The sequence below is a fragment of the Streptomyces sp. NPDC006551 genome (assembly GCF_040611675.1).
Lineage (GTDB): Bacteria > Actinomycetota > Actinomycetes > Streptomycetales > Streptomycetaceae > Streptomyces.
Window position 1 is genome coordinate 62,183 of the sequence record NZ_JBEXOT010000029.1, and the last position, 22,526, is coordinate 84,708.

Here is a 22,526-nt window from a genome sequence, read left to right on the forward strand (position 1 = left end):
GCGTCAAGGGTGCCTGGCGGGGCCGCCGGGGCTCACGGGATCAGCGGATGGCGGGGCTCTGGGGATCAGCGGATGCCGGGCGACCGGTACAGGAGCGGGGAGCGCCGGGCTGGATCGAACGCCCGGGGCGGAATCCCGGACGACAGAAGGGGGCGGCCGGATCCCCAAGAGGATCCGACCGCCCCCACGCCACCCTGTCGGACAGGGCGGCGGATCAGGCAGTGCGGCGAAGTCAGACCGCCGGAGCCGGGTACGTCGGGTACTCGACGCCCGAGACGTGCTGGACGACGCGGATGACCTGGCAGGAGTAGCCGAACTCGTTGTCGTACCAGAGGTACAGGATCGCGTTGTCGCCGTCGACCTTCGTGGCGCCGGCGTCGACGATCGAGGCGTGGCGCGAGCCGATGAAGTCGTTGGAGACCGCGTCGGGGGCCGTGGTGAAGTCGATCTGGCGCTTGAGCGGCGAGGTCAGCGACACGTTGCGGAGGTAGTCCAGGACCTCTTCGCGTGTGGTCTCTCGGCCCAGGCGCAGGCTGAGGATCGCGATCGAGACGTCCGGGACCGGAACGCGGATCGAGCTGCCGGTGATCGGCGCCTTGAGGTCGGGCAGCGCCTTGGCGACGGCGGAGGCGGCACCGGTCTCGGTGATGACCATGTTGAGCGGCGCCGAACGGCCGCGACGGTCGGCCTTGTGGTAATTGTCCAGCAGGTTCTGGTCGTTGGTGAACGAGTGGACGGTCTCCACGTGGCCGCGGAGCACGCCGTACTCGTCCGCCATCGCCTTCAGCGGCGGGACGATCGCGTTGGTGGTGCAGGACGCGCAGGACAGGATCTGCTCGTCCGGCTTGATCGTGTCGTGGTTGACGCCGTGGACGATGTTGGGAACGTCGCCCTTGCCCGGGGCCGTCAGGACGACCTTGTCGATGCCGGGGCGCAAGTGCTTCGACAGACCCTCGCGGTCACGCCACTTGCCGGTGTTGTCGATGAGGATGGCGTTCTTGATGCCGTACGCCGTGTAGTCGACCTCGGACGGGTCGCCGGCGTAGATCACCTTGATCTCGTTGCCGTTGGCCACGATCGTGCTGTTGGCCTCGTCGACGGTGATCGTGCCCTGGAACTGACCGTGGATGGAGTCACGGCGCAGCAGCGAGGCGCGCTTGACGATGTCCTGCTCGCCGCCGCGGCGGACGACGATCGCGCGCAGACGCAGGCCGTTGCCGGAGCCGGCCTTCTCGATGAGCAGGCGGGCGACGAGGCGGCCGATGCGGCCGAAGCCGTAGAGGACGACGTCGCGGGCCTCACGGCGCTCGATCTTGTCGGCGCCCGTGGCACCGGCCACGGCCTCGGCCGTGAACTCCTCCACGGACAGGTCGCGGTCGTCGCTCTTGTACGTCGCGGCGAGCATGCCGATGTCGATCTGGGAAGGGCCGAGATCGAGCGTGGTGAGGGCCTGGAGGAACGGCAGCGTCTCGGTGACCGAGAGCTCCTCACCAGCGATCTGCCGGGCGAATCGGTGGGTCTTGAGAATGCTGACCACCGACTTGTTCACCAAGGAGCGGCTGTGCAGAAGGACGGTGACGTCCCGCTCCCGGTGCAGCTTCCCGATGATCGGGATCATCGACTCCGCGATCTCCTCGCGGTTCTTCCAATTGGTGAACGAGTCGTCATTGACAGTCACAGGTTTATCTTTCGAGCTAGGCGGCGCTCATATGCTAACCCGCCCCTCTTCTGATCATTCAGGGGGTGCCGCATGAGAGCGGGCGGCGACCGGCGGGTGCGCGGCTTGCGGTGATGCGTACCGGTGCGTCCCGCCCGATTCGGACGCTCACGCGCCCCGCTCGCCCAGCCGGCGCGTGCGGGCCCGCTCGCGCAGGCCCGCTCGGTTCACATCCGACCGTTCAGGTCTCCGACATCTCCGGCTCGAGCGACACCATGACCAGTCGTTCGCTGAGCCGCTCCGGACTCTGCCCCGTCACGGCCGCGCGGTGGGCGCGGATGGCGGGGTCCGAGAGGGTGACCACCAGTACCGGGCAGTCCGCCGCGTCGTTGGTGAGCTCGGGGGAGCAACTGCCGACATCGCGCAGGGTATGGCCGGGGCACACGGCGGCGGCCGGCAGTTCCACGTCGACCAGCAGCGACTCACCGGGGTCGACCCTGAACTTTCCGGACGCCGGGGGCTGCAGCGGCTTGCGTCCAGGCCCGTCGTCCACGACGGTCGCCGTCAGGCCCCGGGCCGAGGCCCGGCGGCCTTGGCCGTGCGGACCGTAGATGTCGAGCTCGACGCGTCCGCCGGAGAGGGGCGCGTCGAGAAGGAGGGGACGGTCGACGGTCCGGACCGCGAGGTGGACGGTGAAGCGGTTCCGGCCCGGCGTCTTCGGGCCCGCACCGACCGCCTCCCAGCCGCCGTCGATCAGCTGCGGATCGCTCCCCCGCTCCCCCTCCCCCCGCGCCGGCGGCCGGGGCCCGTCGTCCACCCCGCACTGCGAGAGCCGGGCCGTGCCGCCCCCGGGAAGCGGGACATCCGGCAGGGGCGGGGCCGGGAGAGCCGGGCGACCGGCGGTGGCGGGCCACGCGGAGGTCAGGGCGGAAGTCAGGGAAGGGAACGACAGCAGCCCCATCAGCACGAGGAGCGTGGCGGCGGACGCGGCCAGAATCAGCCAGGAGCGCGGCGACAGACGGAACATTCAGCCACACACCCGCACGGATCCGCTCCGCCGTACGCCCGTCCCGCTCATCGATTCGATCTCGCTCATGCTTCCTTCAGCGCGTGCGGGGCCGGGAACGTCACTGCCCACAGGGGCCCTCGACGCCCCGGGCGGAATCTTCGGGCCCTGGTCGGTCTCGACCAGGGCCCTTTCGCAGGAATACGGGCGCAGGAATACGGGATCGATTCCGGTCGTTATGCGGCTGAGTGGCCACCGCCGTCGCCGGGTGGCCCCAGATCCCCGGCCACCCATCGGGAAGCGCCATGATCCGACCCAGAACCGTCCTCCCCGCCCTTGCCGCCGCGGCTCTCGCCGCGCTCGTCGGCTGTTCCTCGCTCGCTGATCACCGGACAGCCTCCTCCCCCGGACCTGAGGGCACGTCCGCCTCCCCCGTCGCCTCCGTCGCGACGAGCCTCGTTCCGAGCCCCGGTCCGAGTACGCCACCGTCCACCGCCGCCGCCCCCGTCGCGGTCGCGCCGACGCCGGAGCCGGACAAGAAGGATCAGCCCTCCCGGCTCTCCATACCGTCCATCGGCGTGAAGGACCTGCGTGTCGTCCCGTACGAGGGGACGACCGACGACACGCCGGGCACCCGGATCCAGGACCGGGGTGTCGCGGCGAGCCCCCAGGGTGACCGGGGCGGTGTCGGTCCCGGCGAGGTCGGCAACTTCCTGGTGACGGCTCACCGGCTCTCCGCCGGAGGACCGCTGCGTGATCTGCCGGACGTCGAGATCGGCGACTCCGTCTTCGTCAGGGCGGCGGACGGCACGGTTCACGAGTACGAGATCGTCCAGACGCGCCAGACCTCCTTCCGGTCCGAGCGCTCCCTCGCCGAGCAACGCGCCGCGGTACCGGGCGCGCCGGGCGAGAAGCCGACCAAGGCCATGATCACGATCTCCACCTGCGCCACGCCGGAGGACAACGCGGCCGGGAACTACTGGCGCGACGAGAACAACAACCCCGAGCACCGCATCGACAAGATCGGCGTACTGACCGCGTCCCGGCCGCCGGCCTAGAGGTGCGTGAGGCGGTCGCCGTCGGAGTGGGTCAGACGGCTTGCGCGTGCTGGGTGGACCCGGCCCGGGCCTCGCGGGCGAGCTCGCGGCGTACGCGCAGGAAGGGCCGGGGCCGGTCGACGGCGAGGACAGCCGTCGTACGGCCGTCGCGCTCGTACAGGCAGAGGAAGCTCCCCTCGTCCGTCGAACCCTCGACGACCCGGACGGTGTCCCCCTCCCACCGCCGCCCCGCGAACTGGATGCGGGCGCCGTACTGGTCCGACCAGAAGTAGGGCAGCGGGCGAGCGCCGTCGACGGTGCGTCCGGCCAGCAGATTGCGTACCGCGACGGCGGGCTGTTCGGTCGCGCTGGTCCAGTGCTCGGTGCGCCGCCCCCCGGCCCGAGCCACGTCTCCCACCGCCACGACCTGCGGCAGCGCGGTGGCGCAGCCGTCGTCGCAGAGGACGCCGTCGTCCACCAGGAGAGTGGAGCCCGCGAGCCAGTCCGTGTTGGGTACGGCTCCGATACCGACGACGACCACATCGGCGGGGAGCACCCGGCCGTCGGTCAGTTCCACCCCGGTGACCGCGGAGGCACCGCCCTGCCCGTCTCCGCCGCGCCCGTGCAGCCGGGCGACTCCCGCACCGGTGATGAGCTCCGTCCCGCCGCGCAGGTGCAGAGCGGCGCAGACGGCCGCCATCTCGGGCCCCAGCTGGGGGACGAGCGGGAGGGGGGCGGCCTCCACCACGGTGACATGATGCCCGAGCCCGGCACAGGTGGACGCGGTCTCGGCGCCGATGAAACCGCCGCCGATCACGACGACCCGCCGGCCGCCGCCGCTCAGCGCGTCGCGCAGGGCGCGGGCGTCGTCGAGCGTACGGAGGGTGTGGACCCCGGCGAGTCCGGAGGCGCCCGGCAGCCTGCGGGCGCGGGCGCCGGTGGCGATGACGACCCCGTCGGTGACGACGGTCCGCCCGTTCTCCAGGAGTAGGCTGCGGCCACGCGCGTCGAGCCCGCGGGCGCGCGTGCCGAGCAGCCACTCCGCGGCGAGTCCGGTCTCCTCCTCGGCGTCGCAGAGGGCGAGCCGGCCCTCGTCCGTACGTCCGGCGAGGAAGTCCTTGGAGAGCGGCGGACGGTCGTAGGGGCGGTGGCGTTCCTCTCCCACGATCACCAGCCGCCCGTCGAAGCCCTGGGCGCGCAGCTCGCGGGCGGCGTACAGACCCGCGAGCGAGGCGCCGACGACGGTCACTGTTCTCATGCTGCGGAGTCCTCCTGCGCGGCCGGCCGGACGTGGATGAAGCCGTCGACGACGACGACCTGGTGGGTGCGTACGGGACGACGAGCGGGCAGGCAGGTGGGCTGCCCGGTGCGGAGATCGAATGAAGCGGCGTGCAGCGGGCACTCGACCAGGCAGCCTTCGAGCCAGCCCTCGGAGAGGGAGGCGTCCTGGTGGCTGCACGTGTCGTCGATGGCGTACAGCTCGCCCTCGGTGTGGAACACCGCGATCGGCGGTGTGGTGTCGATACGGACGGATTCGCCCGCGGGGAGGTCTTCAAGGCGGCAGACGGGAATCACGGGGCCCCCCTCGATCCAGGACTCTTCGGTAACATGGCGTTGCGTATGGCGCATGAGGGAGCGCTATGCGCAACAGAATCCGGTCGGGGTGCCCACCGCGTCAAGGGCTTCCCGAAGATGCGCGCCCGACGACCGCACGATGGTGAGAGCTGAGCTATGACCCGCGAGCACACAGTGGCTGATCAGACCGACGAGACGGCGGAGCGCGCGCCCCGGGGAGGAGCGGGAGCCATCCAGTCCGTGGACCGCGCGGTGAGCGTGCTGGAGATCCTGGCGAGACACGGAGAGGCCGGCGTCACCGACATCGCCGACGAGCTGGAGGTGCACAAGTCCACCGCGTTCCGTCTGCTGGGCGCCCTGGAGGCCCGTGGCCTGGTGGCGCAGGCGCAGGACCGGGGCAAGTACTTCCTGGGAGCGGGCATCCTGCGCCTGGCGGGAGCGGCGGCCGTGCGCCTGGACATCTCGCAGGAGGGCGCCCCGGTGTGCCGGGAACTCGCCGACGAGCTGGGCGAGACCGTCAACATCGCGGTCCTCGACGACGACGCCGCGGTCAACATCATGCAGGCCCGCGGCCCGGCCTCGGTCACCGCGCAGAACTGGCTCGGCAGGCGCACTCCGCTGCACGCCACGTCGAGCGGCAAGGTGCTCCTGGCCCACCTGCCGGTCACCCTGCGGGAGGGGCTGCTCGCGCGGGCGCTGCCGCGCTTCACCGAGCACACGGTGACCAGCGCGGGCATCCTGCGGGCCGAGCTTGACTCGACGTACGCGCAGGGGTTCGCCATCGCCGCCGAGGAGCTGGAACTGGGCCTCAACGCGGTCGCCGCGCCGGTGCGGGCGCACGACGGCAAGGTCATCGGCGCGCTCAGCGTGTCCGGGCCCGCCTACCGGCTGGAGCGGGACCGGCTCCCCGAACTCGCCGCGCGGACCGTCGTGGCGGCCGACGAGTTGTCCCGGCGCATGGGTCACGGTTTCTGACCCGACCACCGCCGGCCGCCGACGAGCGGCGTCCTCCGTCCGACGCGGGGCCAGGGAAACCCGGCCCCGCGTCGTCGTGTGTCCGGGGCGTGTCCACGCCGTGGCCGGGTTTTGCGAGTCGTTAACCCCGGGCTCTTGACGGGCCGTTGTCGGCGTTCCCACTATGTTCCCCATCGCGCAACCGATCGTGCAATGCGCAACAGCAGAGGAGTCCCTCGTGCCCCATGAGATCCGCGCCGTCGTTGCCGTCAAGAAGGGCGCGCCCGTCGAGGTGCGGACGATCGTCGTGCCCGATCCCGGCCCCGGTGAGGTACTCGTCCGCGTGCAGGCCTGCGGCGTCTGCCACACGGATCTGCACTACCGGGAGGGCGCCATCAACGACGACTTCCCGTTCCTGCTCGGCCACGAGGCGGCGGGCACCGTCGAGTCGGTCGGCGAGGGCGTGACCGACCTGACGCCCGGCGACTACGTCGTCCTCGCCTGGCGCGCCCCGTGCGGCAGCTGCCGTTCCTGTCGCCGTGGCCGCCCCTGGTACTGCTTCGACTCCCGCAACGCCACCCAGCCGATGACCCTGCTCGACGGCACGCCCCTCTCCCCCGCGCTCGGCATCGGCGCCTTCGCCGAGAAGACGCTGGTCGCGGCAGGCCAGGCCGTGAAGGTCGACCCGGCCGCCCGACCCGAGGCCGCCGGCCTCATCGGCTGCGGAGTGATGGCCGGTTACGGCGCGGCGGTGAACACCGGGGGCGTCGGCCGCGGCGACACCGTCGCCGTCATCGGCTGCGGCGGCGTCGGGAACGCCGCGATCGCCGGAGCCTGTCTGAACGGCGCCCGCAAGGTCATCGCCGTCGACATCGACGACCGGAAACTGAACCAGGCCGAGAAGTTCGGGGCCACGCACACGGTCAACTCCCGTGGCACCGACCCCGTCGAGGCCGTGCGCGCGCTCACCGACGGATTCGGGGTGGACATCGCCATCGACGCGGTCGGCCGGCCGGAGACGTACCGGCAGGCGTTCTACATGCGTGACCACGCCGGCGTGCTCGTCCAAGTCGGTGTCCCCGACCCGGAGATGAAGATCGACCTTCCGCTGATCGACCTGTTCTCGCGCGGCGGCGCGCTGAAGTCCTCCTGGTACGGCGACTGCCTGCCGAGCCGCGACTTCCCGGTCCTCATCGACCAGTACCTCTACGGCCTCCTCGACCTGACCGCCTTCGTCTCCGAGACGATCTCCCTGGACGAGGTCGAGGCGGCCTTCGCCAAGATGCACCGGGGCGAGGTCCTGCGCTCGGTCGTGGTCCTGTGACGGGAAGCGGGGTCCGCGCCGAACGCGTCGTCACCATCGGCACGTTCACCCTCGACGACGAGACCTTCGACGTCGACAACAACGTATGGCTCGTCGGTGACGACGAGGAGGTCCTGATCGTCGACGCCGCCCACGACGCCCCCGCGATCCTCGCCGCCGTCGCCGGGCGCCGGGTCACCGCCGTCGTCGGCACCCACGGACACGACGACCACATCGGCGCGGCCGCCGCGCTGGCCGAGGCCACCGACGCGCCCGTACTGCTCCACCCGGCCGACCGCGAGCTGTGGGACCACGTCCACCCGGGGCGCGCGCCGGACGGCGGACTCGCCGACGGGCAGCGGCTCCAGGTGGCCGGCACCGAGCTGCGCGTCCTGCACACCCCCGGTCACACCTGGGGGAGCTGCAGCCTCCACGCGCCCTTCCTGGACGCCGTGTTCACCGGCGACACCCTCTTCCACGGCGGCCCCGGCGCGACCGGCCGCTCGTACTCCGACCGTCCGACGATCCTGTCGTCCGTCCGGCAGCGGCTGCTCACCCTGCCCGGCGCCACTGTCGTCCACACCGGGCACGGCCAGGACACGACGATCGCCGCCGAGCGGTCGGCGCTGTCGGCCGTCGCCCGGTAGAAGCCACTCATCCCCCCGACTCAAGGAGGGGCATGTCCCACGCGCCCGCACCCAGTCCCCGTGTCGTGATCATCGGCGCCGGCATCGTCGGCTGCTCGCTCGCGGACGAACTGACCGCCCGCGGCTGGACCGATGTCACGGTCCTCGAACAGGGCCCCCTGCCCGCACCCGGTGGCTCCACCTCCCACGCCCCCGGCCTCGTCTTCCGCACCAGTCCGTCCAGGACGCTCAGCACGTTCGCCATGTACACCGTCGAGAAGTTCAGCGCCCTGGCGGTCGACGGTCTCCCCTGCTTCAACCCGGTGGGCGGCCTGGAGCTCGCGACCACCGAGGAGCGCTGGGCCGATCTTCACCGCAGGGCCGGTCACGCCGCCTCCTGGGGCATCCAGGGCGAGCTCGTCTCCGCCGAGCGCTGCAAGGAGCTGTGGCCGCTGCTCGACGCGAGCAAGGTCCTCGGCGGCTTCCACACCCCCGGCGACGGGCTCGCCCGGGCCGTCCTCGCCTGCCGGGCGCAGCGGGAGCGCGCCGAGCGCCGTGGCGCCCGCTTCCTGGAGCGGCACACCGTCACCGGCATCGAACGGAAGGACGGCCGGGTGACGGGTGTCGTCACCGACCGGGGGAACTTCCCCGCCGACCACGTGGTGTCGGCCGCCGGCTTCTGGGGTCCTGTCGTCGGCAGGATGGCGGGGGTGGACGTTCCGCTGCTGCCGCTCGCCCACCAGTACGCGAAGACCCGGCCCGTGCCGGAGCTCGCGGGCGTCAACGATCCCCGTACGGAGGCGTCCCGCCCCATCCTGCGGTTCCAGGACCGCGATCTGTACTTCCGCGAGCACACCGACCGCATCGGCATCGGCAGTTACGCCCACCGGCCGCTGCCCGTCGACCCGTTCGGCGTCCCCGCCTACGACGACGCGCCGGTGACGCCCACGCGCATGCCCTCGGCGTATCCCTTCACCCCCGAGGACTTCGCGCCCAGCTGGGAGGACTGCCAGGCCCTGCTGCCCGCGCTCGCCGGCACGGAGATCGACGAGGGCTTCAACGGCGTCTTCTCCTTCACCCCCGACGGCATGCCCCTGCTGGGCGAGACCCGCTCCCTGCGCGGCTTCTGGCTCGCCGAAGCGGTCTGGGTGACGCACTCGGCGGGTGTCGCCAGGGCCGTCGCCGAGTGGATGGTCGACGGGCGTCCCTCGATCGACGTCCACGAGTGCGATCTGACCCGCTTCGAGGACGTCCAGCGCTCCCCCGCGTACGTCCACGAGCGCGGCGCCCAGCAGTTCGTCGAGGTGTACGACATCCTCCATCCCGCGCAGCCCATGGAACGGCCGCGCCCCTTGCGGGTGAGCCCCTTCCACGCCAGGCAGCAGCAGCTCGGCGCGTTCTTCCTGGAGGGCGGCGGCTGGGAGCGTCCGCACTGGTACGAGGCGAACGCCCCGCTCGCCGAGGGGGTGGCGTCACCCGGGCGGGATGCCTGGTCGGCCCGCTACTGGTCGCCGATCGCCGCCGCCGAGGCGCGCGCGACCCGCGAGAGGGTCGCGCTGTACGACATGACACCGCTGCGCAGGCTGGAGGTCACCGGGCCCGGCGCCCTGGCCTTCCTCCAGCGCATGACCAGCAACAACCTCGCCAAGAAGCCCGGGGCGGTGACGTACACCCTGCTCCTCGACGAGACCGGCGGGATCCGCTCGGACCTGACCGTGGCGCGCCTCGCGCCCGACCGGTTCCAGATCGGGGCCAACAGTCCCGCCGACGAGGACTGGCTGCTGCGGCACGCGCCCGACGACGTACACATCCGCGACATCACCGCCGGCACCTGTTGCATCGGCGTGTGGGGCCCGCTCGCCCGCGCTCTGGTGCAGCCGCTCACCCGGGACGACTTCTCCCACCAGGGCTTCGGCTACTTCCGGGCGAAGGAGACCTACCTCGGCCATGTGCCGGTGACGGCGATGCGGCTGAGTTACGTCGGTGAGCTCGGCTGGGAGCTGTACACCAGCGCCGACCTGGGGCTGCGGCTCTGGGACACCCTCTGGGAGGCGGGCCGCGAGCACGGGGTGATCGCCGCCGGGCGCTCCGCCTTCAACAGCCTGCGCCTGGAGAAGGGCTACCGCTCCTGGGGGCACGACATGACCGCCGAGGACACCCCGTACGAGGCCGGCGTCGGTTTCGCCGTACGGATGGACAAGGGCGACTTCGTGGGAAGGGCCGCTCTCGAGAAGGCGGGGGAGCCGCGGCGCCGGCTGACCGCGCTGCTCCTCGACGACCCCGCGTCCGTCGTCCTCGGCAAGGAGCCCGTGCACGTCGACGGCCGGCCTGCCGGGTACGTCACCAGCGCGTCCTACGGCTACACGCTCGGCCGCTGCGTCGCGTACGCCTGGCTGCCGCCGCTGGCCTCCGGCACGGCGGTGCACATCGAGTACTTCGGCGAGAAGGTGCCGGCGACCGTCGCCGACGAGCCGCTGTTCGACCCCGGCATGAGCCGTCTCCGCCGCTGATCTCCCGGGCCGATCCGCTGTACACGGTGCCCGTGCGCACCCCCTCCCTCTCTTCGACCCTCGCCGGCCGACCGCCGCGCCCGCCTGGAGGAGTCCGCCATGACGACCACACCGACCACCTCCCTGTCCCCGAGCCTGATCGCCACGCTCCCCGGCCACTTCTACACCGACCCGGAGATCTTCCGGCAGGAGCAGGAGCGGCTCTTCGAATCGATGTGGTTCTGCGCCGTGCGCAGCGCCGACCTCGACAAGCCCGGCGCGTTCCGTACCGTCCAGGTCGGCCGGGAGAGCGTCATCGTCAGCCGTAACCGCGCCGGTGAACTGCGCGCCTTCCTCAACATCTGCCGCCACCGCGGCGCCCGGCTGTGCACCGAGGAGTCCGGCGAGGTCCGGCGCTCCCTGCAGTGCCCGTACCACGCCTGGACGTACGACCTCGACGGCAAGCTGATCGCCGCCCCCAACCTGGTGAAGATGCCCGACGTCGACCGCGCCGCCTACGGCCTGGTGACGGTCGCGCTGCGCGAGTGGCTGGGTTACGCCTGGGTGTGTCTGGCGGACGAGCCGCCGTCCTTCGAGGAGACCGTGATCGGCGCCGCCGTGGAGCGGCTCGGCGACACCGCGTCCATCGAGCGGTACGGCACGGAGCGGCTCGCGCTCGGCCGGCGGATCACCTACGACGTGAAGGCGAACTGGAAGCTGATCGTCGAGAACTTCATGGAGTGCTACCACTGCGCCACGATCCACCCCGAACTCACCGACGTGCTGCCGGAGTTCGCGGACGGCTACGCCGCGCAGTACTACGTGGGACACGGTGCCGAGTTCGGCGACGAGGTGAAGGGTTTCACCGTGGACGGCAGCGAGGGCTTCGCGAAGCTGCCCGAGGTCGCCGAGGAGCAGGACCGTCGCTACTACGCGATCACCATCAAGCCGACGGTCTTCGTCAACCTCGTGCCGGACCACGTGATCCTGCACCGGATGTTCCCGCTCGCCGAGGACCGCACGGTCGTGGAGTGCGACTGGCTGTACGCGCCGGAGGTGGTGGAGTCCGGCGCGGACGTGTCGAAGTCGGTGGAGCTGTTCCACCGGGTCAACGTCCAGGACTTCGAGGCGTGCGAGCGCACCCAGCCCGCGATGGCCTCCCGCGCCTACCGGACGGGCGGGGTGCTGGTCCCGACCGAGCACCACATCGGGCTCTTCCACGAGTGGCTGCGAGGAACGCTGTGGGGTCAGCCCTCCGACCAGGCGTGTCAGCCGTCACATTCGGATTAGAACGCCGTCGTCCGGATAGGCACCCAGGCTCAAGGGCGCCCCGAGAAGGCGCTGACCAGGAGGAACGAGAACATGCCCGAACTCTTCATCGGCGGAGCCTGGCGATCCGCGCTCGACGAGCGGACCCGGGAGATCAGGTGCCCCGCCGACGGGAACCTGATCGCGGTCGTGGACGAGGCCGGCGGCAAGGACACGGTCGAGGCGATCGCGGCCGCGCGCCGGGCCTTCGACGAGGGCCCGTGGCCCACGACCCCGGCCGCGGCCCGCGGCGACCTGCTGCTGCGGGTGGCGGAGCTTCTCGTACGCGACAAGGACGCGCTGGCGCGCGCCGAGTCCCTCGACACCGGCAAGCGCCTGGTGGAGAGCGCGTACGACATCGACGACATCGTGAACTGCTTCCGCTACTTCGGGCGCCTCGCCGCCGCCGAGACGGGACGGGTGATCGAGACCGGCACGGCGACGGCCGACAGCCAGGTCGTGTACGAGCCGGTGGGGGTGTGCGGGCTGATCACGCCGTGGAACTACCCCCTGCTCCAGACGGCGTGGAAGGTGGCGCCGGCGCTCGCCGCGGGCAACACCTTCGTCCTCAAGCCGAGCGAGCTCACCCCGCACACCGCGATCCACCTGATGCGGCTGCTGGCCGAGGCGGGGCTGCCGGACGGTGTCGCCAACCTCGTGCTCGGCGCCGGGCCCGAGGCGGGCGCGCCGCTCGCCGACCATCCCGATGTCGATCTGCTCTCCTTCACCGGTGGTCTGCAGACCGGGCGCCGGCTGATGGCGGCGGCCGCGGGGACCGTGAAGAAGGTCGCGCTCGAACTGGGCGGCAAGAACCCCAACATCGTCTTCGCGGACGCCGACTTCGAGACGGCCGTCGACATGGCGCTGACGGCGGTGTTCCTGCACTCGGGGCAGGTCTGCTCGGCCGGGGCGCGGCTCCTCGTGGAGGACTCGCTGCACGACCGGTTCGTGGACGAGGTCGTGCGCCGGGCCGGGGAGATCCGGCTGGGCGGGCCGTTCGACGAGCAGGCGCAGACCGGGCCGCTGATCTCGGCCGCCCATCGCGAGAAGGTCGAGGCGTACGTGGAGCGTGGCCTCGCCGAGGGCGCGGTGCTGCGCTGCGGCGGCGCCCGGCCCGAAGGGCCCGCGTACGACGGCGGGTTCTACTACCTGCCGACCGTGCTCGACGAGTGCGACGCGCGGATGTCGGTGGTGCGGGAGGAGTCGTTCGGACCGGTCCTGACGGTGGAGCGGTTCCGCGACGAGGACGAGGCCGTGCGGCTCGCGAACGACACGATCTACGGCCTCGCGGGCGCGGTCTGGACGAGCGACGAGGGCAAGGCGCGGCGCATGGCGGGCCGGCTGCGCCTGGGCACTGTGTGGATCAACGACTACCACCCGTATCTGCCGCAGGCCGAGTGGGGAGGGTTCAAGCAGTCCGGCACGGGGCGTGAGCTCGGACCGGCCGGTCTCGCGGAGTACCGCGAGACGAAGCACATCTGGCGCAACACCGCGCCGGAGCCGCAGGGCTGGTTCGCCTGAAACCCTCTCTACTGTCCAGGAGTCGACGAATGGCAACTGAACCACTCTCCCCGCCGGGCGATGACGCGGAGCTCACCGAGTTCGGCTATCGCCCCGAACTCAAGCGGACGCTCGGCAACTTCCACACGTTCGCGGCCGGCATCTCGTACATCTCGATCCTCACCGGCACCTTCCAGCTCTTCTACTTCGGCTTCGCCACTGGCGGCCCGGCCTACTGGTGGTCGTGGCCGATGGTCTTCGCCGGTCAGTTCATGGTCGCGCTCTGCTTCGCCGAGCTGGCCGCCCGCTATCCCGTGGCGGGCTCCATCTACAACTGGGCGAAGAAGGTGGGGAACGGGCACGTCGGCTGGCTGGCCGGCTGGATGATGCTCATCGCCTCGGTCGTCTCGATCGCCGCGGTCGCCCTCGCCTATCAGCTGACGCTGCCTCAGATATCCTCGGTCTTCCAGTTCGTGGGGGACGGGACGGGGACGTACGACGTGGCGACCAACGCGGTGGTCCTGGCCGCCGGTCTGATCCTCTTCACGACGGTCGTCAACGCCTTCGGCGTGAAGCTGATGGCACGGATCAACACGGCCGGTGTCTTCCTCGAACTCATCGCCACGGTCGTCCTGATCGTGCTCCTCGCGGTGAACGTCGTCCGGGGCCCGCAGGTCGTCACCGACACGGCCGGCACCGGCTCGGGCCAGTCCTTCGGCTACCTCGGGGCGTTCCTGATCGCCTCCCTCGCCTCGGCCTATGTGATGTACGGCTTCGACACCGCGGCCTCCCTCGGTGAGGAGTCGCTCGATCCCTCGCGCAACGCGCCGCGCGCCATCATCCGGGCGATCGTCGCCTCGTTCGTCCTCGGCGGCCTCATCCTGATCCTCGCCCTGATGAGCGTGTCCAATCTGCGGGGCGAGAAACTGTCCTCCGACGGATTGCAGTACGTCGTCCTCGACGTCCTCGGCCCGACGGCCGGCAAGGCGATGCTGTGGTGCGTGCTGATCGCGGTCACCGTCTGCGCGCTCGCGGTGCACACGGCGGCGGTCCGGCTCGCCTTCGCGATGGCGAGGGACAACAACCTGCCGGCGTCGTCGCGGCTCGCGAAGGTCAGCCCGCGGTTCGGCACCCCCATCCTGCCGACCGTGATCATCGGGGTCCTCGCGCTGGCGATCCTGCTGGTCAACATCCGCCAGCCGCAGATCTTCACCGTGGTCACCAGCATCGGCATCGTGATGATCTACGTCGCCTATCTGCTCGTCACCGGACCGATGCTGGTCGCGCGGCTGCGCGGCCGGTGGAAGCCCGTCGAGGGCAGGTTCTCGCTCGGCCGCTGGGGCCTTCCCGTCAACATCCTCGCCGTGCTGTGGGGCGGCGCCATGACGCTCAACCTCATCTGGCCGCGCGCGGCCGTGTACAACGCCGCCGCCCCGTTCCACTGGTATCTGCGCTGGGGCGCGGTCCTGTTCGTCGGCGCGATCGCGCTGGGCGGCTTCACCTACTACTGGTTCGTCCAGCGGCACCGTACGGGCGTTCTCGCCGAACACGCCGCTGTGGCGCCCCCTGAGCCTGTCGCACTGAAGGAGGTCACCCCCTCATGACCGAAGAATTCGATGATGTCTTCGACTACGTCGTGGTCGGCGGCGGTACCGCGGGCAACGTCGTCGCGGCGCGGCTCAGCGAGGACCCCTCCGTGACGGTGTGCGTCCTCGAGGCGGGGCCCAGCGACGTCGGGGACGACAACGTCCTGAAGCTGGATCGCTGGATGGGACTGCTGGACTCCGGCTACGACTGGGACTACCCGGTCGAGCCGCAGGCGAGCGGCAACAGCTTCATGCGGCACGCCCGCGCCAAGGTGCTCGGCGGCTGTTCCTCGCACAACTCCTGCATCGCCTTCTGGGCGCCGGCGGAGGACCTGGACGACTGGGCGGCGGCCGGCTGTACGGGGTGGAGCGCGGCGGACCTGTTCCCGCTGTACCGCCGTCTGGAGAACAACGACGCGCCGGGTGACCACCACGGCCGGAGCGGGCCCGTCAAACTCCGCACGCTCAAGGGCGGGGACCCGTGCGGCGAGGCGCTGCTGAAGGCGTGCGACCAGGCCGGCATCCCGACGACCGCCTTCAACACCGGTACGACGGTGGTGCGCGGCGCGAACTGGTTCCAGATCAACTCCGACGAGAACAACATCCGGCAGTCCTCGTCGGTGGCGTATCTGCATCCGGTGATGGGCAAGCGCCCCAACCTGGAGATACGGACCGGCGTACGGGCGAAGAAGCTGGTCCTGGAGGGGCGCCGGTGCGTGGGCGCCGAGTACCTGGATCCGGACCTGATCCACACCCGTACGGTCCGGGCCCGCCGTGAGGTCGTCGTCTCCTGCGGTTCCATCGACACCCCGAAGCTGCTGATGCTGTCCGGCATCGGCCCCGCGGCGCATCTGCGGGAGGTGGGCGTGGACGTGGTGGTGGACTCCGCCGGGGTCGGCGAGAACCTCCAGGACCACCCCGAGGGCGTCATCATGTGGGAGGCGAAGCAGCCGATGCCCACGGTGTCGAGCCAGTGGTGGGAGGCGGGCATCTTCTACGACACCGAGCCGGGCCTGGACCGCCCGGACCTGATGTTCCACTACGGATCGGTGCCGTTCGACATGAACACCGCGCGGCACGGCTACCCGACGTCCGAGAACGCCTTCTGTCTGACGCCCAACGTCACGCGCGCCAAGTCGCGCGGAACGGTGCGGCTGCGGACCCGTGACTACCGCGACAAGCCGAAGGTGGACCCCCGGTACTTCACGCACGAGCACGACGTGCGAGTGATGACGTACGGCCTCAGGCTCGCCCGTCGTATCGCCGGACAGCCCGCGCTCTCCGGGTGGGCGGGCGCCGAACTCGCCCCGGGTCCGTCCGTCCACACGGACGACGAGCTGCTCGACTACATCCACAAGACGCACAACACCGTCTACCACCCGGCGTGCACGGTGAAGATGGGCGCGGACGACGATCCGACGGCTCCCCTCGACGCCCGCCTGCGGGTGAAGGGAGTCGAGGGCCTGCGGGTGGCGGACGGGTCGGTCATGCCGGATCTCGTCACCGTCAATCCGTGCATCACGACGATGATGATCGGCGAGAAGTGCGCGGACCTGCTGCGCGAGGACGCCTGACACACGCCCGCCCCGGCCTGGCGGGCCGGGGCGGGCGCCGTGTTCACGGTGGGTGCTAGAAGGTCAGGTTCCAGGCGTCGATCCGGCCGGTGTCCTGGTTGGCGTTGTCGTACACACGCAGTTTCCAGACACCGTTGGCCACCTCCGAGGAGGCGTTGACGGTGAAGGTCTGGACGATGTTGTCCGTGCCGCCGCCGGACCGGTTGTGGACGGTGTAGACGGTGCCGTCCGGGGCCACCAGGTCCACCTTGAGGTCACCGATGTAGGTGTGCTTGATGTCGACTCCCACCTTGAGAGTGGCCGGCGCGTTGCCGCTCACCCCGCTGACCGTGAGGGGGCTCTCGACGGTGGTGTTGTCGCCGATCGCGACGTCGGTGAGGTTCTCGAAGTACTTCCCGGGCGGCGGGGTGACGCCGCCGACGGCCTTGAGCGCGTCGACCTGACCCTCGCCGAAGAAGCCGTTCTTGGTCGTCGTGCCCGTGCAGCGGCTGTCGGACGGGCAGGCGATGTCGCCCGCCTGCGCGGACAGCCGGTCGCGGAGCTCCGCCGGGGTGAGGGCCGGGTTGACGCTCGCCATGAGCGCGGCGACGCCCGCCACGTGCGGGGAGGCCATCGAGGTGCCGTTCTTGTTGCCGTACTTGCCGCCCGGGAGGGTGGAGTAGACACCGGAGGCGCCGTCGCCGCCGGGGGCCGCGATGTCGATGACTCCGTTGCCGAAGTTGGAGTACGACGCCTTGACGTTGCCGTTGCCCATGGCGGCGACCGTCACGACACCGGGCAGCTCGGTCGGGATGTCGACGCAGGCGTTGGTGATGGTGCGGGTGACCGGCGTGGAGTCGTTGGGGCTCTCGCTGTCGGTCGTCTTGTTGGCCAGGTCGTAGTTGGAGTTGCCGGCGGCGGCGATCTGCAGGGAGCCCTTGCTCTCCGCGTACGCCTGCGCCCTGCGCACACCCTCGATGATGGCGGCCTGGTCGACGTCGTCCGGGCAGTTGAACTGCCACGGGTCGGTGTAGTAGCTGTTGTTGGTGACCTTGAAGCCGTGGTCACCGGACCACATGAACCCGCAGATGGTGTTCTCCGCGAAGAACAGGCCGCTCGGCTTCTCGGCGATGCGGACCGAGGAGATCTTCACGCCCGGCGCGACACCGATGACGCCCTTGCCGTTCTTGGCGGCGGCGACGGTGCCGGCGACGTGCGTGCCGTGGGTGTCGATGTCCCGCCAGGCGCCGGCGCGGGTGTCCGCCTTGCCGTAGGCGCAGGAGACCGAGTCGGCGGCGTTGAAGTTGGGCGCGATGTCCTGGTGCTGGTCGTCCACGCCGGTGTCGAGGATGCCGACCTTGACGGACGCGGAGCCGGTGGTCACCGCCCAGGCCTGGTCGGCCTTGATCTGGGTCATGTCCCAGCGGTTGGTCTCCGTCAGCGTCGTCGGGGACTGCGACGGGTTGGCCGGGAGCGCCGGGTTGTAGGCGTCGGCCGGGACGTCGGACGTCCGGGTCGCGCCGACCTGCTGGATGCCGCTCACGGCGCGCATCGTGGAGGCGAAGGACGCCGACGTCGAGTGCGCCACGATCACGCCGATCGCGTCGTAGGACGCGAAGACGGAACCGCCGTTGTTCGCGACGGCGGTGCGCGCGGCCGAGGTGTCACCGGGGGCGGTGATCACCAGATAGGCGCGGGTGCCGGCCGCCCAGGCCGAGGAGGTCTTCGCCGTCGTCGCGGTGGTCGGCGGCGTCATGCGCGCCGACGGGGACGTGGGCTCCGGGACGGCGGTCGGCGCCGCGTACGCGAGTCCCGCGGGCGCCGCGAGGGCCACGGTCGCGCCGAGGGCGGCGGCCGCAATGGCGGAGTGTCTCAGCCGGCTGGATATGTGGGAAAACAATGCGTCCTCCGATGGCCCGGTGGCGCTGGTGGCGTCGGCCGGGCCGTGTGATGTGTGGGGTGGACGCAAGATCCCAGACGACGCGGGCGGAAGGAAGCCTTCTGTCCGACAAGCCCGTTGGCGTTACAGAGTGTTGACCTGGCGACGCGGCGATCGGGGTGGTCTTCCACCGGGTTGCGCCACTTCGTCCCGGCGGGCCGGTGGCGACGGCGGGCGACTGTCCGGTCCTTCGACCGGATGCTCTCGTTCGGACGGCGCGCACAAAAACGTCCCCCGGCGGGCCGTGCCCGCCGGGGGAATCCAGGTGAGAGCGGTGCGGGGCCGGGGCCCCAGGGCGTCCTGTCTCACGAACGCCGTCGACGACCGTCTCAGCGCTCTGAAGCCGGTCCGGCCCGGGACCGGGTAAGGACGGTCAGTAGGGCCGCGGGGACATCATCTGCGGCTCGGCCCCCGGCACTTCGAGCAGGCAGCGCGGGATGCCGGGGCCCGGCGTGGCGCGGACCGTGACCAGTGTCGGCGGTTCGGTCGGGAGCTCGACGGTCACCGGCACCGGCCGGTCGCCGGACGTCTTCGCGTACCCCACCTCCTTGCCGTCGACGAGGACCTCCACCACGGCGGTGTGTCCCGTCTGCACGGTCGTGCTGATCGAGTGCCCCGCGTGGTCGATGTGGAAATGATGGCGTCGTCGCATGGGTCGCCTCCCACCGGGCCTCGTCCTCAGCGGCCCCCGCATCCAGCGTAGCCACCCTCGTGCCGGTGGGCGGCCCGTCGGATGCGGACCCGTATCCGCCCAGGTCACCGCCGGTGCGGCCGTACGCCCGTCACCCGAACAGCGGCGCTCGGGGCGTGCAACCGGCCCTGTCTCCGGTGCACTGGAGGGACAAGCCGCCCGACCGAGCATGGAGACGACCATGTACGAAATGCACGTCGGCATCGCGACCCCGGACGGGGTCTTCGTCTGGCACGTCGCCCCCGTGGGAAACACGACCGCCCTGTGCGGCCAGTCCCTCGACGGGGTGCCCACCGAAGAACGCGACCGGACCGACCGCCACTGCGCGTCCTGCATGCACTCGTTCCAGGAGCTGATGAACGACCGGAACTGATCACGAACGTCCCCGGCGTGGACCTCCCGACCGGCTCGTACGCCCAGCCGACCCCCGGTGGCAGGCCTGCGGACCGGCCGACCGGCTCAGACGCCCATCCGTTCCCGGAACGCCGAGAGCCGCGGCCGCTTCTCCCTGCGCTCGCGCGAGTGGCGGTCCAGCTCCTCCATCAGGCGGCGCGACCGGTGGTCGAGATCCAGTTCGTCCAGGATCCGGTCGACCTCGGCGAGCAGCGCGCCGTAGAGCTGCCACTGCCGCGGCTCGCGCTGTACGACCCGCAGCAGCAGCTCCGCCGCGTTGTCCCGGACGGCACGGGCCGCGAGGAGTTCACCGGTGAGCCGCTCCTCGGCGGCGTCCGCGCTCTCGCTGACCCGGGTGGTGACGAGGACGCCGAAACTGACGAGCGTGTCGGCGACATGCGCGAGCAGCTCCTCCAGGGCGGGCCCGACCTCCTGCGGGAAGAGATCCTCCTCCTCGCGTTCCTTGGCGAGGTCGGTCAGCGTGCGCGCCAGGACGCGCAGCACGACGGCGCAGATCTCCAGGGTGTCCAGGCCGGTCCGCAGGACGATGCGGTGCAGAAGGCCTTCCTTGACCCGCGGGTTGAGGCGCAGGCTGTCCTCCGCCTGGCGCAGGGCCGCGTCGACGTCGGCGATGTCGTTGTCGAGCCGGCGCGCCTCGTGGAGGCGGGCGGCGGCCCGTTCGACGGGGATGGGGGAGGTGAGTTCCTCGCCGATGCCCAGCAGCAGCTGCCGCATGCGCCGGGCGAGGTCCTCGATGGACTCCCCCGCCGTCTCCACCCACACCGGGGGGACGAGCAGCACGTTGAACAACAGGCCCACCACCGCGCCGATCAGCGTCTCCAGGACCCGGTCCCAGGCGGTGTCGGCGACCTGGGTGACGCCGAGGACGAGCATCGCGCTGATGGCCACCTCGGGCACGAACTCGTCGACGCGCACGAATCTCCCGACCACCAGCGCCGCGAGGATGACCAGCCCGAGGCTCCACCAGGTCAGCCCGACCAGGACGCTGAAGGCGATGGCGATGAGCACGCCGACGACCACCGAGTTGACCCTGCGGATGCCGGTGGTGAGCGTGGAGTAGAGGGTGACCTGCACGACGAGCAGCGCGGTGAGCGGTGCCGTCAGGGGCGCGGGTTCGCTGCTGAGCTGGAGGGCGACGACGTACGCGATGGTCGCCGCCGCGGTCGATCGGAGCGTCTGGACGACGGCCGGCTCCTTGCGTCGTGCGAGCAGCCCGGCCATCGGTTGTCGTAGCGCGGTGCGGACTTCCGCCACGTCGGTTCCCCGGTCCTTCCGTGTGTGCGCTGCGGTCTCCTGACTCCCCCAGGTTTTCGCAACCGGGGCCGCTTCGCACGCCGTGCGGGGCACGCGTGCGTGCGTGCGCGGGGGCGCGGGGTCGGATAGCGTCGCGACGGCGGACCACGCCGGCCACGCCGGCGATGCCAGGACGACGAAGCCGCAGACCGGCGACCGAGGACGAAGGGGACGGGACGACGCCATGCCGCTCGAAGGAGAGTACGAGCCCAGCCCGACGAAATGGGTGCGGGACCAGGTGGAGTTGTACGAGTCCTCCGGGGGGACGAAGGGCACCACGATCCGGGGTCTGCCCGTGGTCCTGGTGACGAATGTCGGCGCCCGGAGCGGGAAGTTGCGCAAGACGCCGCTCATGCGGGTGGAGCACGAGGGCGCGTACGCGCTGGTGGCCTCGAACGGCGGAGCGGTGAAGCATCCGGTCTGGTACCACAATCTCGTCGCCACGCCGCTGGTCGAACTGCGGGACGGGCCGAAGGCGCAGGACATGCGGGCTCGGCTGGTGACCGGAGAGGAGCGGCGGCTCTGGTGGGAGCGGGCGGTCGCCGCCTACCCGGACTACGCCGACTACCAGCACAGGACCGAGCGCGAGATTCCCGTCTTCGTGCTCGAGCCGCTGGACTGACAGGGTCTGCCGGCGGCGGCCTTCGACCACCGCCGGCCGATCGGCGCCGGAATGGCGATCTTGCCGCGGGTGGGATGGGATGAGGTGCTGTCAGGCGCCCACGACGGATGGATGAAGGCTGTGTCGACCTCGAGCCACGCCGTGCCCGGCGCTCCCTGCTGGGTCAGTCTCATGACCCGTGATCTCCGGGCCGCGGAGACTTTCTACGGTGCGCTGTTCGGCTGGGAGTTCCGGCCCACGCGCCTGGGGGAGGAGTTCTCGGTCGCGTTGCGCGACGGGGCGCCGGTCGCCGGGATCGGTGCGCTGGCCCCGCGTCTGGCGGTGGCGGTCGCCTGGACTCCGTACTTCGCCGTGGCCGACGCCGATCTGACGGCCTCCCGCATCCGGGAGCGCAGCGCCACCGTGGCCGTCGGTCCCCTTCGGTTCGGAACGGGCCGCGCGGCCCTGGCCTCCGACCGCGAGGGCGCCGTCTTCGGGATCTGGGAGGGCGAGGTCATCCCCCGGTGGAGCGTGGGCCGGGGCGGCGCCCCCGCCTGGCTCGAGCTGCGGACGAGGAACGCCTTCGACGCGGCGATCTTCTACGCCGAGGTGCTGGACTGGGCGGGCGAGGCACCGGACTGCTGCCAGGTCGCGTACGAGGACGACCATGTCGTGCTCAGTCATGGCGGTGTCACGGTCGCCCGGCTCTCCGGCGGGGCGGTGGAGGCCGCCCCGGACCCGCAGATCCGGCCGCGCTGGCATGTCCACTTCCGGGTCGAGAACGTCGAGAAGACGGTCGAGACGGCCTTGCGACTCGGCGGCGGGACGGCCTCCGACGTGGTGGCGGCGGGGAACGGCCGCGAGGTCATCCTGCGCGACCCGGACGGCGGTCTGTTCACGGTCGCGGACGCGGTCTAGCGCCGGTCGGACGAGGTCGACGGGACCGGCGACACACCGCCTCGGCCGCGTCCGGTCCGTCAGGGCCGGACCGTCC

Annotated in this window: 19 protein-coding genes; 12 read left to right on the forward strand and 7 right to left on the reverse strand. The window is 71.2% G+C overall.

The genetic code is table 11. The features are described 5' to 3' along the window. Window positions 1–232: 232 nt before the first annotated feature. Window positions 233–1,678, reverse strand: a complete 1,446-nt coding sequence (locus ABZY12_RS23795; RefSeq protein WP_356893503.1) for a glyceraldehyde-3-phosphate dehydrogenase — start codon at window positions 1,676–1,678, stop codon at window positions 233–235. 220 nt (window positions 1,679–1,898) lie between these two features. Further along, window positions 1,899–2,684, reverse strand: a complete 786-nt coding sequence (locus ABZY12_RS23800; RefSeq protein ID WP_356893505.1) for a hypothetical protein — start codon at window positions 2,682–2,684, stop codon at window positions 1,899–1,901. Between the two features lie 284 nt (window positions 2,685–2,968). On the opposite strand from ABZY12_RS23800, the gene ABZY12_RS23805 reads away from it, so the two are divergent. Continuing rightward, window positions 2,969–3,721: a class E sortase gene (locus ABZY12_RS23805; protein ID WP_356893507.1), complete on the forward strand. Its 753-nt coding sequence runs from the start codon at window positions 2,969–2,971 to the stop codon at window positions 3,719–3,721. A 31-nt stretch (window positions 3,722–3,752) separates the two neighbouring features. Here ABZY12_RS23805 and ABZY12_RS23810 read toward each other — a convergent pair whose 3' ends face one another. Further along, window positions 3,753–4,958, reverse strand: coding sequence for an FAD-dependent oxidoreductase (locus ABZY12_RS23810; protein WP_356893509.1), 1,206 nt, complete (start codon window positions 4,956–4,958; stop codon window positions 3,753–3,755). Continuing rightward, window positions 4,955–5,275 carry a bifunctional 3-phenylpropionate/cinnamic acid dioxygenase ferredoxin subunit gene (locus ABZY12_RS23815; RefSeq protein WP_356893511.1) on the reverse strand — a complete coding sequence of 107 codons (321 nt, stop codon included), beginning with the start codon at window positions 5,273–5,275 and terminating at the stop codon, window positions 4,955–4,957. The genes ABZY12_RS23810 and ABZY12_RS23815 overlap by 4 nt, the downstream gene beginning before the upstream one ends. A 156-nt stretch (window positions 5,276–5,431) precedes the next feature. Between ABZY12_RS23815 and ABZY12_RS23820 the strand changes: the two genes are divergently transcribed. From ABZY12_RS23820 to ABZY12_RS23855, 8 genes are all read left to right on the forward strand, one after another. After that, complete coding sequence (locus ABZY12_RS23820; protein ID WP_356893513.1) at window positions 5,432–6,250, forward strand: IclR family transcriptional regulator; 819 nt, start codon at window positions 5,432–5,434, stop codon at window positions 6,248–6,250. 217 nt (window positions 6,251–6,467) lie between these two features. Further along, window positions 6,468–7,553, forward strand: coding sequence for an S-(hydroxymethyl)mycothiol dehydrogenase (locus ABZY12_RS23825; RefSeq protein ID WP_356893515.1), 1,086 nt, complete (start codon window positions 6,468–6,470; stop codon window positions 7,551–7,553). After that, window positions 7,550–8,179 carry an MBL fold metallo-hydrolase gene (locus ABZY12_RS23830; RefSeq protein ID WP_356893517.1) on the forward strand — a complete coding sequence of 210 codons (630 nt, stop codon included), beginning with the start codon at window positions 7,550–7,552 and terminating at the stop codon, window positions 8,177–8,179. Before ABZY12_RS23825 ends, ABZY12_RS23830 begins: the two co-directional genes overlap by 4 nt. A gap of 32 nt (window positions 8,180–8,211) precedes the next feature. Next, complete coding sequence (locus ABZY12_RS23835; protein ID WP_356893519.1) at window positions 8,212–10,668, forward strand: FAD-dependent oxidoreductase; 2,457 nt, start codon at window positions 8,212–8,214, stop codon at window positions 10,666–10,668. 99 nt (window positions 10,669–10,767) lie between these two features. Next, entirely contained in the window at window positions 10,768–11,937 is a 1,170-nt protein-coding gene (locus ABZY12_RS23840) for an aromatic ring-hydroxylating dioxygenase subunit alpha (protein ID WP_356893521.1), read from the forward strand. Between the two features lie 72 nt (window positions 11,938–12,009). Then, complete coding sequence (locus ABZY12_RS23845; protein ID WP_356893523.1) at window positions 12,010–13,476, forward strand: aldehyde dehydrogenase family protein; 1,467 nt, start codon at window positions 12,010–12,012, stop codon at window positions 13,474–13,476. A 29-nt stretch (window positions 13,477–13,505) separates the two neighbouring features. After that, window positions 13,506–15,059, forward strand: a complete 1,554-nt coding sequence (locus tag ABZY12_RS23850; RefSeq protein WP_356893525.1) for an amino acid permease — start codon at window positions 13,506–13,508, stop codon at window positions 15,057–15,059. Then, entirely contained in the window at window positions 15,056–16,615 is a 1,560-nt protein-coding gene (locus ABZY12_RS23855) for a GMC family oxidoreductase N-terminal domain-containing protein (protein ID WP_356893527.1), read from the forward strand. The genes ABZY12_RS23850 and ABZY12_RS23855 overlap by 4 nt, the downstream gene beginning before the upstream one ends. A gap of 55 nt (window positions 16,616–16,670) precedes the next feature. Here ABZY12_RS23855 and ABZY12_RS23860 read toward each other — a convergent pair whose 3' ends face one another. After that, window positions 16,671–18,494: a S8 family serine peptidase gene (locus ABZY12_RS23860; protein ID WP_356893529.1), complete on the reverse strand. Its 1,824-nt coding sequence runs from the start codon at window positions 18,492–18,494 to the stop codon at window positions 16,671–16,673. Between the two features lie 412 nt (window positions 18,495–18,906). After that, window positions 18,907–19,185: a hypothetical protein gene (locus ABZY12_RS23865; RefSeq protein ID WP_356893531.1), complete on the reverse strand. Its 279-nt coding sequence runs from the start codon at window positions 19,183–19,185 to the stop codon at window positions 18,907–18,909. Between the two features lie 220 nt (window positions 19,186–19,405). Here ABZY12_RS23865 and ABZY12_RS23870 point away from each other — a divergent pair, with 220 nt between their 5' ends. Continuing rightward, window positions 19,406–19,597, forward strand: coding sequence for a hypothetical protein (locus ABZY12_RS23870; RefSeq protein WP_356893533.1), 192 nt, complete (start codon window positions 19,406–19,408; stop codon window positions 19,595–19,597). 86 nt (window positions 19,598–19,683) lie between these two features. Here ABZY12_RS23870 and ABZY12_RS23875 read toward each other — a convergent pair whose 3' ends face one another. After that, the gene (locus tag ABZY12_RS23875; protein ID WP_356893547.1) at window positions 19,684–20,859 is read right to left on the reverse strand and encodes an aromatic acid exporter family protein; all 1,176 of its coding nucleotides are present in this window, start codon (window positions 20,857–20,859) and stop codon (window positions 19,684–19,686) included. Window positions 20,860–21,115: 256 nt separating this feature from the next. Here ABZY12_RS23875 and ABZY12_RS23880 point away from each other — a divergent pair, with 256 nt between their 5' ends. Further along, window positions 21,116–21,553 carry a nitroreductase family deazaflavin-dependent oxidoreductase gene (locus tag ABZY12_RS23880; RefSeq protein WP_356893535.1) on the forward strand — a complete coding sequence of 146 codons (438 nt, stop codon included), beginning with the start codon at window positions 21,116–21,118 and terminating at the stop codon, window positions 21,551–21,553. 171 nt (window positions 21,554–21,724) lie between these two features. Continuing rightward, window positions 21,725–22,450 carry a VOC family protein gene (locus tag ABZY12_RS23885; RefSeq protein ID WP_356893537.1) on the forward strand — a complete coding sequence of 242 codons (726 nt, stop codon included), beginning with the start codon at window positions 21,725–21,727 and terminating at the stop codon, window positions 22,448–22,450. Window positions 22,451–22,526 lie beyond the last annotated feature (76 nt).

Bases quoted from the DNA above. Each gene is read 5' to 3' on its own strand.
- ABZY12_RS23800 (WP_356893505.1), bottom strand. From the start codon at position 2,684: ATGTTCCGTCTGTCGCCGCGCTCCTGGCTGATTCTGGCCGCGTCCGCC.
- ABZY12_RS23805 (WP_356893507.1), top strand. From the start codon at position 2,969: ATGATCCGACCCAGAACCGTCCTCCCCGCCCTTGCCGCCGCGGCTCTC.
- ABZY12_RS23810 (WP_356893509.1), bottom strand. From the start codon at position 4,958: ATGAGAACAGTGACCGTCGTCGGCGCCTCGCTCGCGGGTCTGTACGCC.
- ABZY12_RS23820 (WP_356893513.1), top strand. From the start codon at position 5,432: ATGACCCGCGAGCACACAGTGGCTGATCAGACCGACGAGACGGCGGAG.
- ABZY12_RS23835 (WP_356893519.1), top strand. From the start codon at position 8,212: ATGTCCCACGCGCCCGCACCCAGTCCCCGTGTCGTGATCATCGGCGCC.
- ABZY12_RS23840 (WP_356893521.1), top strand. From the start codon at position 10,768: ATGACGACCACACCGACCACCTCCCTGTCCCCGAGCCTGATCGCCACG.
- ABZY12_RS23845 (WP_356893523.1), top strand. From the start codon at position 12,010: ATGCCCGAACTCTTCATCGGCGGAGCCTGGCGATCCGCGCTCGACGAG.
- ABZY12_RS23850 (WP_356893525.1), top strand. From the start codon at position 13,506: ATGGCAACTGAACCACTCTCCCCGCCGGGCGATGACGCGGAGCTCACC.
- ABZY12_RS23855 (WP_356893527.1), top strand. From the start codon at position 15,056: ATGACCGAAGAATTCGATGATGTCTTCGACTACGTCGTGGTCGGCGGC.
- ABZY12_RS23865 (WP_356893531.1), bottom strand. From the start codon at position 19,185: ATGCGACGACGCCATCATTTCCACATCGACCACGCGGGGCACTCGATC.
- ABZY12_RS23870 (WP_356893533.1), top strand. From the start codon at position 19,406: ATGTACGAAATGCACGTCGGCATCGCGACCCCGGACGGGGTCTTCGTC.
- ABZY12_RS23875 (WP_356893547.1), bottom strand. From the start codon at position 20,859: ATGGCCGGGCTGCTCGCACGACGCAAGGAGCCGGCCGTCGTCCAGACG.
- ABZY12_RS23880 (WP_356893535.1), top strand. From the start codon at position 21,116: ATGCCGCTCGAAGGAGAGTACGAGCCCAGCCCGACGAAATGGGTGCGG.
- ABZY12_RS23885 (WP_356893537.1), top strand. From the start codon at position 21,725: ATGACCCGTGATCTCCGGGCCGCGGAGACTTTCTACGGTGCGCTGTTC.